The sequence below is a fragment of the Mycobacterium sp. genome, from assembly GCF_035506235.1.
Taxonomy (GTDB): domain Bacteria; phylum Actinomycetota; class Actinomycetes; order Mycobacteriales; family Mycobacteriaceae; genus Mycobacterium.
This window is the reverse complement of sequence record NZ_DATJPU010000138.1, coordinates 22695-36849: the sequence shown is the minus strand read 5'-3', so window position 1 is coordinate 36849 and position 14155 is coordinate 22695. Positions and strand designations below refer to the sequence as shown.

Genomic DNA, 14155 nt, shown 5'->3' with positions numbered 1-14155 from the left:
CGCCAGCCGACCGAGGCCGTGGACGCCGCGATGGCCACCTCCGGGCTGGCGGTGGTGCTGTCGGGAATGACGGTCGTCGCGTCCCTGACCGGCATCTACATCATCAACACCCCGGCGCTGAAGTCGATGGCCACCGGCGCGATCCTGGCCGTCGCGGTCGCGATGCTGTCGGCGGCCACCCTGACGCCGGCGGTGCTGGCGACGTTCGGCCGGGCGGCGGCCAAGCGGTCACGGCTCTTGCACTGGTCGCGTCAGCCCGAGGGCACCCAGTCGCGGTTCTGGAATCGCTGGATCGGATGGGTGATGCACCGGCCGTGGGCGTCGGCGGTGGCGGCGACGCTGGTGCTCCTCCTCATGGCCGTGCCGGCGGGATCGATGGTGCTGGGCAACAGCCTGCTGCGCCAGTTCGACTCGTCCCACGAGATCCGGGCCGGTGTCGGCGCCGCGGCCCAGGCGCTCGGGCCCGGCGCACTGGGGCCGATCCGGGTGCTGATCAGCTTTCCCGATGGCGCCGCCGCCTCACCCGAGCACAGCCAGACGGTCGCCGCGATCCGTCAGAAGATGACGCAGGCCCCCAACATCGTCTCGGTGTCGCCGCCGCAATTCGCCGAGGACAACGGCAGCGCCCTGCTGTCGGCGGTGTTGTCGGTGGATCCCGAGGACATGAAGGCCCGCGACACCGTCGGCTGGATGCGCACGCAGCTGCCCAAGATTCCCGACCCGGGAACGGCGCGGGTCGACGTGGGCGGCCCCACCGCGCTGATCAAGGACTTCGACGACCGGGTGTCGCAGACCGAGCCGTTCGTGCTGCTGTTCGTGGCGCTGATCGCGTTCGTGATGCTGCTGATCTCCATCCACTCGGTGTTCTTGGCGTTCAAGGGCGTGCTGATGACGTTGCTGTCGGTCGCCGCCGCCTACGGCAGCCTGGTGATGGTCTTCCAGTGGGGCTGGTTGCAGGGGCTCGGTTTCACCCAGATCAGCTCGATCGACAGCACCGTTCCGCCGCTGGTGCTGGCGATGACGTTCGGGCTGTCGATGGACTACGAGATCTTCCTGCTCACCCGCATCCGGGAGCGCTTCCTGCACTCCGGGAACACCCGCGACGCGGTCGCCTACGGCGTGAGCACCAGCGCCCGCACCATCACCAGCGCCGCGCTGATCATGATCGCGGTGTTCATCGGCTTCGCGTTCGCCGGCATGCCGCTGGTCGCCGAGATCGGGGTGGCGTGCGCCGTCGCGATCGCCGTGGACGCCACGGTGGTGCGGCTGGTCCTGGTCCCGTCGCTGATGGCGATGTTCGCCCAGTGGAACTGGTGGCTGCCCGACTGGCTGCGCCGTGTGTTGCCCTCGGTCGACTTCGACAGGCCGCTGCCCGAGGTCGACCTCGGCGACGTCGTGGTCATCCCCGACGACATTTCCGAGCTGACGGCGCCCAGCGCCGACCTGCGCATGGTGCTCAAGTCGGCCGCGAAGCTCAAACACCTTGCGCCCGACGCGATTTGCGTGGCCGACCCGCTGGCCTTCACCGGGTGCGGTGGTAACGGCAAGACGGGTCACGCCGGCGCCGCCGGGAGCCGGGGGCTCGGCCCCGGACAGATCCCCCACCAGGTCAACATCGATGACGACGCGGGGGCCGGGGTGAGCCCGGCCGCCAGGAACGGCGGCAACGGTCACGCGGGCGCCAAGAAGCTGGTCGGCGGCCTGGCGTCGCGCAACGGCATCGCCCGCGCGATCGCGGGGGACCGCCCGGTTCATCCCGTCACGCTGTGGCGGGGGCGGCTGTCGGTTGCCATCGACGCGCTGCAGACCGACGTCTCGGAGTCAGGGGACAGTGACCCGCCGAGGTACGAGCGGCGCAGCCCGGTGGAGACCACGAACGTGCAGCTGCCCACCGGTGACCGCCTGCTCGTCCCGACCGGAGCGGAGGCGCTGCGCCTCAAGGGCTACTTGATCATGTGCCGTAACAGCAGCCGCGATTACGCCGATTTTGCTGACATGGTGGACACCGTGGAGCCGGAGACCGCCGCTGTGGTGCTGGCCGGCATGGACAGGTATTACTGGTGTCAAACGCCCAGGCGCGAATGGATGGCAACGCAGCTGGTCCGCCGGCTGGCGGATCCGCATCCCGCCGATTTCAGTGACAATCACTGGTCGAAACCCGACGCCGAGGCAGACTGGGAAGATGTCAGGCAGCGCTGCCTGTCGGTGGCCGTAGCGATGCTGGAGGAGGCGAGGTGACGTTGGCATCCGAGCGACGCCCGGCGCCGCCGCCCCAGCCCGCCGTCGGCGATCAGCGCAGGCCCGACGGGGGACCTGCCGGAGCGTTCCAGGATTCCGACCAGCCGGTGGAGTTCTGGCCGACGGCCGCGATCCGTTCGGCCCTGCAAGGCGGTGACATCGCCACCTGGAAGCGTATCGCCGCGGCGCTGAAGCGCGACCCGTACGGGCGCACCGCCCGCCAGGTCGAAGAGGTCCTCGAGGGGACGCGACCCTACGGCATCTCCAAGGCCCTGTGGGAGGTGCTGGAGCGAGCGCGCAGCCACCTGGAGGCCAACGAGCGCGCCGAGGTGGCCCGCCACGTGCGGCTGCTGATCGACCGGTCGGGCCTGGGCGAACAGGAGTTTGCGTCGCGCATCGGGGTGTCGCCCGAGGATCTGGGCACCTACCTCGACGGCAGCATCAGCCCGACGTCAGCGCTGATGATCCGGATGCGCCGGCTGTCGGACCGGTTCGTCAAGGTGAAGTCCGCGCGATCGACCGAATCCAACTGATCAACGTGAGTTGATCGGCGTCACGTCGGCCACCAGCCAGCTGCCGCCCTTCTTGGCCAGGGTCACCCGCAGCGCGGGGGCGACCTGACTGGGGGGCTGGCCGGGCGCGCTCTGGGTCACCCGCAGGATCACCGCCACGCTGGCCGCCGACGGCCCGAGGGCCTCGACCCCGGCCGCCAGCGTGGCGGCCTGCGCCGTGACGTTGTGCTGGGCCAGATCGGCGCTGGACTTCGTGTACTGGTCGCGGAAGGCGCCCGCCTGCTCGGGCACCATCAGCGCCGCGGCCCGGTCGAGGGAGCTCGTCGGGGCGCCCGGGGTGAACGACGCCATCGCCTCGGCCATCCCGGTGGCGACCGACACCACCTCCCGGGAATCCTTCCTGAAGTCGCGGTCCGGCCTCGTCCAGTGCGTATAGCCGGTCAGCACCGCCGCGCACAGGGCGGCCGTGCACAGCAGCACCACGGCCAGCCGCAGCCCAGGCGCGTCGTCGTCGGTGCCGACGCTGACCGAGTCGCGGCGCAGGAGCCAGAAGTTGACGGCAACGCCCTCGGCGATCAGCACCAGCAGCGCCGTGCATCCCGACACCCACCACAGCGGCCAGCCGAGAACCACGCCGATCCCCAGCAGCGCGGCGACGGCGGCCAGTGGCGCCACGATGTCGAAGGCCAGCAGCCGCCACAGGTTTCTCATCGGATGGATCCCAGTCCCGAGATCATCAGCTTGCCGTCCACGTCGGAGACGTCGAGCCGCAGGTTCCAGTGCACCACCTGCGGTTTGGCCCCGACGTTCTCGCTGACCGACGTCGCGACCAGCATCACCGAGTCCGTCCGGGTGGCGAACGGCGGCAACTTCGTGGTGACGACATCTGATCCCTGGGGTCGCCCGGCGCCGGGCTGGGAGTCCAGGTTGCGGCGCACCGTTTCGATCGCCACCGCCTCGATCCGGCCGGCGCTCTGCGACTGCAGCTTCTGTACCACCTGCCGGTAGGGCTCCACGGCCGCGTCGAAGTCCGCATTGAGTTCTCCGACCGTTCCGTCATGCAGCTTCTGCAGGCTGGAGTCGACGTTGCCGCTGTTCATGTTGATCAGCACGCCGGTCCACTCGGCGGCCGTCTGCATGACGCGGGTCAGGTAGGCGCGCTCGCCCACCTCGTCGCGGTGAGCCGACCAGATGAAGTAGCCGAGCACCACCGCGGCCAACGCCAGCACGGCCAGAACGGTCGACGCGATGCCGTAGGGGGAGAAGATCCGGCCGCCCGCCGGTTCGGGCCCGGCGTCGTCCTCGGATTCGACGTCATCTTTAGCTTCGACGTCGTCTTCACATTCGACCGTGTCGGCGTCGTCGGACATGGGCCGATCGTTGCACCCAAAAGAAGATGGAAGGATGGCGGGGTGACTGTAGAGGCCATCCGATCGGGCTTAGACCTGAGGTTTGTCGACGCGAACGCCCGCCCCCAAGACGACCTGTTCGGCCATGTCAACGGCCGGTGGCTGGCGGACTACGAGATCCCCCCGGACCGGGCTACCGACGGCGCGTTCCGTCACCTGTTCGACCGGGCCGAGGAGCAGGTTCGCGACCTGATCGCGGAAGCCAGCGAGCAGGGGGCCCCGGCGGGGACCGACCCACAACGCATCGGCGACCTCTACGCCAGCTTCCTCGACGAGGACGCCGTCGAGCGCAGGGGCCTGGCGCCGCTGCTCGACGAGCTGGCCTTGATCGACGCCTGTGCGGATCCCGCGGCCCTGGCCGCCGCGATCGGCGCCCTGCAACGCACGGGCGTCGGCGGCGGCGTGGCGTTCTATGTGGACACCGACGCCAAGAATTCGGCCCGCTATCTGGTGCACTTCTCCCAATCGGGCATCGGACTGCCCGACGAGTCGTATTTCCGCGAGGAGCGGCACGCCGCCGTGCTGGCCGCCTACCCGGGACACATCGCGCGGATGTTCGGCCTCGTCTTCGGCGGCGGCGATCACGCGGATACCGCGGCCAGGATCGTGGCGCTGGAGAGCAAACTCGCGGCCGCGCACTGGGATGTGGTCAAGCGCCGCGATGCCGACCTCAGCTACAACCTGCGCACCTTCGCCGAGCTACAAGACGAGGCGGCGGGCTTCGACTGGGCCGGCTGGGCGAGGGCGCTGGGCAGCACCCCCGACGCCCTCGCGGAAGTGGTTGTGCGCCAACCGGACTACCTGAGCGCGTTCGCGGCGCTGTGGGACAGCGAGGACATCGAGGACTGGAAGCGTTGGGCGCGTTGGCGTTTGATCCGCGCCCGAGCGGCCTGGTTGACCGACGAGCTTGTCGCCGCGGACTTCGATTTCTATGGCCGCCTGCTGACCGGCGCCGAGCAGATCCGCGAGCGCTGGAAGCGCGCGGTGTCGCTGGTGGAGAGCCTCTTGGGCGATGCCGTCGGAAAGCTCTACGTGCAGCAGCATTTCCCGCCGGGCGCCAAGGCCCGGATCGACGCCCTGGTGGACAACCTGAAGGCGGCGTACCGCCTGTCCATCAGCGAGCTGGACTGGATGACGCCGCAGACCCGCGAGCGCGCCCTGACCAAGCTGGACAAGTTCACCGCCAAGGTCGGCTACCCGACCAAGTGGCGGGACTACTCCGCGCTGGTGATCGACCGCAACGACCTGTACGGCAACTACCAGCGCGGCCACGCGATCAATCACGACCGCGAGCTGGCGAAGCTCGGCGGCCCGGTGGACCGCGACGAATGGTTCATGACGCCCCAGACCGTCAACGCCTACTACAACCCGGGCATGAACGAAATCGTCTTCCCCGCAGCCATCTTGCAGCCGCCGTTCTTCGACGCCGAGGCCGACGACGCCGCCAACTACGGCGGGATCGGGTCGGTGATCGGCCACGAGATCGGGCACGGCTTCGACGACCAGGGCTCCAAATACGACGGGGACGGCAACCTGGTCGACTGGTGGACCGACGACGACCGCACCGAGTTCGGCACGCGCACCAAGGCGCTGATCGAGCAGTACGACGCGTACGTGCCCAGGGGGCTCGACGGCGGGTACCACGTCAACGGCGCCTTCACCGTCGGCGAGAACATCGGCGACCTCGGCGGGTTGTCCATCGCGCTATTGGCCTACCAGCTGTCGCTGAACGGCAAGCCCGCCCCCGCCATCGACAAACTCACCGGCGTGCAGCGCGTTTTCTACGGCTGGGCCCAGGTGTGGCGGACCAAATCCCGTGCGGCGGAAGCGATCCGGCGGCTTGCGGTGGACCCGCATTCGCCGCCGGAGTTCCGGTGCAACGGCGTCATCCGCAACTTGGACGCCTTCTACGACGCCTTCGACGTGACCGAGGGCGATGCCCTGTACCTGGAGCCGAAGAGCCGGGTCAGGATCTGGAACTAAGCCACCGCTTCGATCCGGGCGGGCACGTGCTTGTGCCACGGCGTGCCGGCGTAGGGGTCGCGCCATTCCGTGGAAGTCAGCGCGTTCGGGGCGACGCCGGGAACGACGGTGTTGCCGTCGTCGTCGACGTAGTCGAGGCCAAAACCGTTGGGCAGGGCCGCATGCCCGGCCAGCATGGTCTCGGTGATCTCGACCGTCGCCTCGGCGCTGCCGGCCGCGGTGCTGACCCGGGCCCGTTGCCCGTCCGCGAGCCCGAGGGCCTGGGCGTCCTCGACGCTGACCCGCAGCGCCCCGTCGGCGTCGCGGTTGCGCCAGGACGGGTCCCGGAAGATGTCGTTGGCGGTGTAGGCGCGCCGCTCGCCGACCGACAGCACGATGGGGAACTCCGGCGTGGTCAACTGGGGCGCCGTCGCGGCCAAAGCCGCCAGCTCACGCAGCATTTCGGGGATTTCCAGCGCGATCTTGTGGTCCGCGTGGCCGATCAGCGCGAAGTCGTCCTCGTACTCGTGCCGGGTGAACGTGACGCCCGACGGGTTGTCGAGGATCGCGTCGAACAGCGCGTCGCCGTCGGCGTGGCCGGCCCGCCGGACGGCCTCGGGGTAGGCTATGGCGGTCTTCTGGGCGAGCCCCCACGCCGCGGCCGCGCCGGCCATCCCGTCGGGCAGCGTCGGCCCCAGCGTCTCGTAGAGCACGTACGGAACCAGTTTCGCCACAGTCGGATTGGTGGCCACGGCGTTAAGGAATGCCTCGGCGTAGGCCTGGCGGCCGCGCCGCGCGGCCTCGTGCAGCGGGCGCAGGTCGGCTTCGTCGAGCACGCCGAGCGCGCGCACCAGCCGCGCCCAGATCTCCGGTTCGGGCAGGGTGCCCGGCAGCGGCTGCAGCAACGGCCGGCGCAATTGGAAAGCGTTGGCCGGGAATTCGAAGTTGAAGAAGGTGGCCTCGGGCTTCTCGAACTGTGACGCCGCGGGCAACACGTAATGAGCGAGCCGGGCGGTCTCGGTCATCGCCACGTCGACGACCACCATCAGCTCCAGGGCCCGAAACGCCTCGCGGCAGGCGGCCGAATTGGCCAGCGAGTGGGCGGGATTGCTGCTCTCCACGATCATGGCCCGGAAGCGGTCCGGGTGCTCGGTCAGGATCTCCTCGGGCACCACGTTGCTGGGCACCAGCCCGGCGATGATGGGCGCGCCGGTGACGGGCGTGCGCCCGGAGACCGGGCTGAACAGCGCGGCGAAGGACGAATGCAGATGCTGGCCACCCTTTTTCGCGAAGTTTCCGGTCAGGATCCACAGCAGCTTGTTCAGATAGGAGCACAGGGTGCTGTTGGGCGCCTGCTGGACCCCGAGATCCTCGAACACCGCGACGCTGGCGGCCGCGCCGACGCGCCGCGCGGCAGCGCGCAGCAGCTCCTCGTCGACCCCGCAGCGCTGCGCGTAGTCGCCGACCGGAACCTCCCGTAGGGCGGCGCGGACGGCCTCGGTGCCGCGCACGTGCCCGGCGAGAAATGCTTCATCGCAACGGTTTTCCTGGACGAGGACGGCGGCCAGCGCCGCCAGGCACCAGGCGTCGGTCCCCGGGCGCACCCGCAGGTGGAAGTCGGACATCTTCGCGGTGTCGGTGAGGACGGGATCGATCACGATCATCGACCGGGCCGGGTTCTTGGCGATGTCGTTGAGCACCACCCGGGCGCGGGGAAAGCTCTGCGACATCCACGGGTTCTTCCCCACGAACACCGACACCTCGGCGTGCTCGAACTCGCCCCGCGTGTGACCGCCGTAGAGCTGAGCGTCGACCCAGGCCTCGCCGGTCTTCTCCTGCGCCAACGCGTTCGACCGATAGCGCGCGCCCAGGGCCTTCAGGAAGGCGCCGCTGTACGCGCCGCCCAGATGGTTGCCCTGCCCGCCGCCGCCGTAGTAGAAGATCTTGTCCCCGCCGTAGGCGTCGCGGATGTGCTTGAACCCCTCGGCGATCTCGACAACCGCGGTGTCCCAGTCGATTTCCTCGAAGGTCCCGTCGGCGCGGCGGCGCAGCGGCGAGGTCAGACGGGCGCGGTTGTTCTGGTAGTGGTCGAGCCGCAGCGCCTTGTTGCAGGTGTACCCCTGCGACGCCGGGTGCGCCTTGTCGCCCCGGATGCGGGCCAGCCGGCGGTCTTCGACCTGGACGACGATGCCGCAATTGCATTCGCAGAGGATGCAGGCGGTGGGCTGCCAGTCACCGGTCATCGTGGGGCTCCTTCCCGGGCGTCTCGGCCAACAGCAGGTTGCGCAACTGGCGGTGGACGACATCAAGGGGTGTGAGGTCGCGCCGCACCCGGGCCAGCACGATCGCCCCCTCGAGCGCGGACGTCGCCAGCACCGCGAATTCGTGGGCACGCTCCGCCGCAATGCCGTCGGCGACGAAGCGCTGGGCGATCAGGTCCGACCAGCGGTCGAACACCGCCGCGGCGCGCTCGACCACCGGCGCCATCCGCTCGCGGTCGGATTGCTCGCCGGCTTCGACGGAGACCGCGACGACGGGGCACCCGGCGCGGAAATCGGTCTCGAGGAGCTGGCGGCGGTACTTGTCGATCAGCGTGTCCAGCAGTTCGAGGCTGCCGGGCGCCTCGCCGATGGCGGCGGCAACGTGCTCGCCGGCGTAGTCGATGGCCTCGCAGAGCAGTTGGGTCCGCCCGCCCGGGAAGTAGTGATACGCCGACCCGCGCGGCGCGCCGCTGTGCTCGAGCACGTCCGAGATCGCGGTGGCGTGCGCGCCGCGCTCCCTGATCAGCAGCGCCGCGGACACCACCATCCGCTCGCGTGGGCCAGGCATATGTATGATGCTATACATAACAGCGCGCCTGCGAAAGGGGCCCAGCAGACGCAAAATCGCCCCGTTCCGCGAGGGAAGGGGCGATTCTGCGTCTGCTCGGCGAAGCTAATTCATCCAGTCGGCTGATCCGTCGTTCTTCTTGTAGTCGCCGCCGCTGGAGTTCTTCACCACGATGGGGTCGCCGGGACCGAAGTTGTCGAAGAACCACTTCGCGTTGCTGGGGCTGATGTTGATGCAGCCGTGGCTGACGTCGCGCTTGCCCTGGTCGTCCACCGACCACGGGGCGCTGTGCACGAAGTCTCCGACGTTGTCGAACCGGACGGCCAGATCGACGGTCACCTTGTAGCCGTACGTCGAGTTGACCGGGACGCCGTAGGTGGAGGAATCCATCACCACCGAGGGCATCTTCTCCTGCACGTAGTAGGTGCCGTTGGGCGTTTGGTGATTGCCCGACGTCATGCCCATCGACATGGGGATGGTCTTCTCCACGGTGCCGTTGCGGGTGACGGTCAACTGGTGGGTGGCGTCGTCCGCCGTGGCGACCAGGGTGTCGCCGGTCTGGAAGCTGGACACGGTGCCGCCGGCGTCGACCGTCACCGCGGTGTGGGCGGGCCAGAAGCTCAGGGGGCGCCAGCGCAGCTGCGTCGGGGTCATCCAGTAGAACTTGCCGGGCACCGGCGGGACCGACGAAACGTGCACGGCGTCGATGGCCGCGCCGGCGTCATCGACGCGCCCCGGGAAGTTGATGATGATCGGCTGGCCCACCCCCACCGTCGAGCCGTTCTTCGGGACGAACGACGGCGGCCCGAACGGCGGGGTCCCCGTGAACGGCGCCGGGTTCTGCCCGGCGGCGGGACCCGCCGCCACCGGCGCAGCACCGGGGAAGGGCAACGGCGGCAGCCCCAGCGGGGCAGGAGGCGGCGGGGCCGCAAGGGGGTCCGGCGCGGGCGGGGCGGGGGGCGCGACAACCCCGGGATCGCCGGGGGCCGGGTCCGGGTCCGCCAGCGCGGGGCCCGCGCTCAGCACCAGCACGCCAGTCAACATCGAGGCCAATCCGGCCGCCTTCAGGGCCGCGAGGAGGCCCCTCCCAGTCCAGCCCGACATATGCATCCCTCCTGTCGCCATCTCCGAAACAGTGTGGCATAGCGCGCGGACCAGCTATCTCCGCCGAGGCCGTCGGCGGCCGGCCTGAGACGCGTTTCCCTCCGCTGACCTCCGCAGCTATGAATTGCGTGAGCTTGCCGGGGCAACGTCCAGTGTCTGCCGATTGGCCGCCATCGCGACCAGGGCGGCGGCCATCAGGCCCGCCGAGGCGGTCAGCATCAGCGCGAGACTGCGCTCATAGAGCAGGCCGCCGGCCAGCGAGCCGGCCATGATGCCCACCTGGAACGCCGTCACATAGAGCCCCGATGCCCCGTCGGGATCGTCGGCCCCGTTGCGCATCGCGGCCGATTGCATCATCGGCGACACGGCGGTGGCCATCGCGCCCCACACCACGATCGCGCCCGTCCCGATCAGCGCCACCGAATATCGGGCCGCGGCCGGCACGCCGCCGAACGCGAGCGCGGTGAGCACCACGAACGCGGCGGTCAGTCCGGCCATGCAGAGAAGGACCGCGCCCCTGGGCCGGCGGTCCAGGGGGCGCGCCACCAGACCCACGGCGACCACCCCGGCGGCGCCATAGGCGGCCAGCACCCAGGCCAGATTCGGACCGCGCACCCCGACGACGTCGCGGATGACCACCACGATGTATGTGTACGACACGAAGTGGCCCGTGACCCCGACCATGGTGATCAGGCTGACGATGATCAGCCGGCGATTGCGGTGGTGCCGCGCCCGCGGACCCACACCCTTGAGCTGGTCGTCGGTGAGCACCAGCTCAGGCAGCAGTAGCCAGGCCGCCACGGTGACGACGGCCGCGGCGACGGTGACGCAGACCGCGGCCAGCCGCCAGCCCCACATCAGGCTCATGGCGGCGGTTAGAGGGCTGCCGATCACCAGCGCCAGGCTGGTGCCGATGTAGATCGACATCGTGGCGCGCCCGGCGTGGCTCGGCGGCACCAACCGGGTGGCGATCGGCGCGATGATCGACCACAGCAGGCCATGGGTGAGCGCGCACAACACCCGCCCGCCGGCCAGCACCGCGAAGTTGGGCGCCAGCGCCGAGATCAGTTGCGAGACGGTCAGGCAGACCAGGCTGAACACCAGCGCGCGCCGGCGCGGCCAGTGCGCCGTCCAGCGCACCAGCGGAAACGTCGACAGGGCCGCCACCAGCGCATACCAGGACAGGAGGGTCCCGACCAGCACCACGCTGACATGCAGGTTCCGGGCGATCGCCGACAGGGCGCCCACCGGCAGGATTTCCGCCGTGACATAGACGAAGGCGGCGGCGGCCAGCACAGCAAGCTGAGCCGCGACCCGTGGCGTCCACGTTCGCGCGGCAGTGGTGGTGGCGGCAGTCATGGCAGTCATCGGTTGGGGCACGCAATCGGCCGGGCAAGGCTGCTGGCGAAATCGCGCTGCACCTACCGTACGCACCGCAACAATAGGTTCCCGCGAGTTAGCGGTTCAACACGCCCACCGACAAGCGGTCAGGAACGGACCAGGCGCGCGATCGCGGCCGAGGCCTCGGCCAGCTTCTCTCGGGCCCTTTCCGGGGCGTCTGGCCCCTCCTCGGCCACGGCGCGGGTGACGCAGTGGCCCAGGTGCTCGTCGAGCAGATTCAGCGCCACCGATCGCAAGGCGCTGTTGACCGCGCTGATCTGGGTGAGGACGTCGATGCAGTACTTGTCTTCCTCGATCATGCGCGCGATGCCGCGCACCTGGCCCTCGATGCGCCGCAGCCGCTTGGCGTAGTTGTCCTTCTGCTGCGAATATCCGTGTGCACTCGTCACCGCTTGAGTCTACCCCATACCCCGATGGGGTATGACCCGGCCGTTTGCGGGCACGAGCGGCCCGGCATACTTGCACGATGACTTCAGGGCAGGCCACACCCACCGATTCGGCGCCGATCGCCGACATCAAACCGCGTAGTCGCGACGTCACCGACGGCCTCGAGAAGGCCGCCGCCCGTGGCATGTTGCGCGCGGTAGGCATGGGCGACGAGGACTTCGCCAAGCCGCAGATCGGGGTCGCCTCGTCCTGGAACGAGATCACGCCGTGCAACCTCTCGCTGGACCGGCTCGCCACGGCGGTCAAGGAGGGCGTGTTCTCGGCCGGCGGCTACCCGCTCGAGTTCGGCACCATCTCGGTGTCCGACGGCATCTCGATGGGCCACGAGGGGATGCATTTCTCGCTGCCGTCGCGGGAACTGATCGCCGACAGCGTCGAAACCGTGATGCAGGCCGAGCGGCTGGACGGCTCGGTCCTGTTGGCCGGCTGCGACAAGTCGCTGCCCGGGATGCTGATGGCCGCCGCGCGCCTGGACCTCGCGGCCGTGTTCCTCTACGCCGGCTCCATTCTGCCGGGGGTGGCCAAGCTGTCCGACGGCAGCGAGCGTGAGGTCACGATCATCGACGCGTTCGAGGCGGTGGGCGCGTGCGCCCGCGGACTGATGCCCCGCGAGGACGTCGACGCCATCGAGCGCGCGATCTGCCCGGGCGAGGGCGCGTGCGGCGGCATGTACACCGCCAACACCATGGCCTGTTCCGCCGAGGCGCTGGGCATGTCGCTGCCGGGCAGCGCGGCCCCGCCCGCGACCGACCGCCGACGCGACGGGTTCGCGCGCCGCAGCGGTGAGGCCGTCGTCGAGCTGCTGCGGCGCGGCATCACGGCGCGCGACATCCTCACCAAGGAGGCCTTCGAGAACGCGATCGCGGTGGTGATGGCGTTCGGCGGCTCGACCAACGCGGTGCTGCACCTGCTGGCCATCGCGCACGAGGCCGACGTCGCGCTCGCCCTCGACGACTTCAGCCGGATCGGGTCGAAGGTGCCGCACCTGGCCGACGTCAAGCCGTTCGGCCGGCACGTCATGTCCCACGTCGACCACATCGGCGGCGTGCCGGTGATCATGAAGGCACTGCTGGACGCGGGCCTGCTGAACGGCGACTGCCTGACGGTGACCGGACAGACCGTCGCCGACAACCTGGCCGCGATCGCCCCGCCCGACCCGGACGGCAAGGTGCTGCGGGCCCTGGACAACCCGATCCACCCGACCGGCGGGATCACCATCCTGCACGGATCGCTCGCGCCCGAAGGCGCGGTGGTCAAGACGGCGGGTTTCGACTCCGACGTGTTCGAAGGCACCGCAAGGGTTTTCGACGGCGAACGCGCCGCGCTCGACGCGCTCGAGGACGGCACCATCACCAAGGGCGACGCCGTGGTGATCCGCTACGAGGGCCCCAAGGGCGGTCCCGGGATGCGCGAGATGCTCGCCATCACCGGCGCGATCAAGGGCGCCGGCCTCGGCAAGGACGTTCTGCTGCTTACCGACGGCCGGTTCTCCGGCGGCACGACCGGCCTCTGCGTGGGACACGTCGCGCCGGAGGCGATCGACGGCGGGCCGATCGCCTTGCTTCGCGACGGCGACCGGATCCGGCTCGACGTGGCCGGCCGCACCCTCGACGTGCTGGCCGACCCGCCCGAATTCGAGGCGCGGCGAAGGGATTTCACCCCTCCCCCGCCCCGTTACAAGACTGGGGTGTTGGCCAAGTACGTCAAGCTGGTCAGCTCGGCCGCGAACGGCGCGGTCTGCGGCTAGCCCGAACCGCGTTCCGGCCTAACCGAATTCGAAACTACGCGTGCGTGGCCGCCGCGCGCGTGCGCATGCCGAAGTACGTGGCGTTGAGGCCCAGGACCGTAAGCAGCGCACCCGCGACGACGTTTGACCAGACCATGCCGGCGGTGGGCTCGAAACCGCGCAGCACCCAGGGCGACACGATGAGCCAGCCGCCGAGCACCGGCAATGTCCAGGTCAGGCCGTGCGCGCGGTCCAGCGCCGTGGCGAACCCGTACGCCAAGAACGCCACCGCGATACCGACGATCAGGTCGGACGTGGCAAGCGATCCCGTCGCGCTGAACCCGACGATCCACGGCGACGCGGCCACGTACAGGCCCGTCAGCAGGGCCAGGCCGAAGGTGACGTGCGCACTCATCGACTCGGCAACGCGCTCATAATTCGCGCGCAGAGCCAACAGATCGGGGTGGTGATCTATTGATGAATGGACCGTACTCATTTTGTGACCTTTCTGTTATGCAGCAAGCCTT

12 protein-coding genes are annotated in these 14155 nt (G+C 69.6%); 4 read left to right on the top strand and 8 right to left on the bottom strand.

The annotated features are described in order from the left end of the window. Window positions 1-2238: MMPL family transporter (locus VMD50_RS12595; RefSeq protein ID WP_325428079.1), on the top strand; the 2238-nt coding region annotated here is incomplete at its 5' end. Then, entirely contained in the window at window positions 2235-2771 is a 537-nt protein-coding gene (locus VMD50_RS12590; protein ID WP_325428078.1) for an XRE family transcriptional regulator, read from the top strand. The genes VMD50_RS12595 and VMD50_RS12590, both read left to right, overlap by 4 nt. On the opposite strand, the gene VMD50_RS12585 is transcribed toward VMD50_RS12590, so the two are convergent. Beyond that, window positions 2772-3461 carry a hypothetical protein gene (locus tag VMD50_RS12585; protein WP_325428077.1) on the bottom strand — a complete coding sequence of 230 codons (690 nt, stop codon included), beginning with the start codon at window positions 3459-3461 and terminating at the stop codon, window positions 2772-2774. After that, window positions 3458-4120, bottom strand: a complete 663-nt coding sequence (locus VMD50_RS12580; RefSeq protein ID WP_325428076.1) for a hypothetical protein — start codon at window positions 4118-4120, stop codon at window positions 3458-3460. Before VMD50_RS12580 ends, VMD50_RS12585 begins: the two co-directional genes overlap by 4 nt. A gap of 42 nt (window positions 4121-4162) precedes the next feature. Here VMD50_RS12580 and VMD50_RS12575 point away from each other — a divergent pair, with 42 nt between their 5' ends. Continuing rightward, window positions 4163-6142 carry a M13 family metallopeptidase gene (locus VMD50_RS12575; RefSeq protein WP_325428075.1) on the top strand — a complete coding sequence of 660 codons (1980 nt, stop codon included), beginning with the start codon at window positions 4163-4165 and terminating at the stop codon, window positions 6140-6142. Here the strand turns inward: VMD50_RS12575 and VMD50_RS12570 are convergent. From VMD50_RS12570 to ricR, 5 genes are all read right to left on the bottom strand, one after another. Next, complete coding sequence (locus VMD50_RS12570) at window positions 6139-8364, bottom strand: molybdopterin-dependent oxidoreductase (protein WP_325428074.1); 2226 nt, start codon at window positions 8362-8364, stop codon at window positions 6139-6141. The genes VMD50_RS12575 and VMD50_RS12570 overlap by 4 nt on opposite strands. Beyond that, complete coding sequence (locus VMD50_RS12565) at window positions 8354-8950, bottom strand: TetR/AcrR family transcriptional regulator (RefSeq protein ID WP_325428073.1); 597 nt, start codon at window positions 8948-8950, stop codon at window positions 8354-8356. Before VMD50_RS12565 ends, VMD50_RS12570 begins: the two co-directional genes overlap by 11 nt. A 105-nt stretch (window positions 8951-9055) precedes the next feature. Beyond that, window positions 9056-10054: a L,D-transpeptidase gene (locus tag VMD50_RS12560; RefSeq protein ID WP_325428072.1), complete on the bottom strand. Its 999-nt coding sequence runs from the start codon at window positions 10052-10054 to the stop codon at window positions 9056-9058. Window positions 10055-10171: 117 nt separating this feature from the next. Then, window positions 10172-11422: an MFS transporter gene (locus VMD50_RS12555; protein ID WP_325428071.1), complete on the bottom strand. Its 1251-nt coding sequence runs from the start codon at window positions 11420-11422 to the stop codon at window positions 10172-10174. A gap of 119 nt (window positions 11423-11541) precedes the next feature. Beyond that, window positions 11542-11844 carry a copper-sensing transcriptional repressor RicR gene (gene ricR, locus VMD50_RS12550; RefSeq protein WP_325428070.1) on the bottom strand — a complete coding sequence of 101 codons (303 nt, stop codon included), beginning with the start codon at window positions 11842-11844 and terminating at the stop codon, window positions 11542-11544. A gap of 77 nt (window positions 11845-11921) precedes the next feature. Here ricR and ilvD point away from each other — a divergent pair, with 77 nt between their 5' ends. Beyond that, the gene (ilvD, locus tag VMD50_RS12545) at window positions 11922-13649 is read left to right on the top strand and encodes a dihydroxy-acid dehydratase (RefSeq protein WP_325428069.1); all 1728 of its coding nucleotides are present in this window, start codon (window positions 11922-11924) and stop codon (window positions 13647-13649) included. A gap of 34 nt (window positions 13650-13683) precedes the next feature. On the opposite strand, the gene VMD50_RS12540 is transcribed toward ilvD, so the two are convergent. Next, on the bottom strand, window positions 13684-14124 hold the full coding sequence (locus VMD50_RS12540) for an SPW repeat protein (RefSeq protein WP_325428068.1): 441 nt from the start codon (window positions 14122-14124) through the stop codon (window positions 13684-13686). Window positions 14125-14155: the final 31 nt, after the last annotated feature.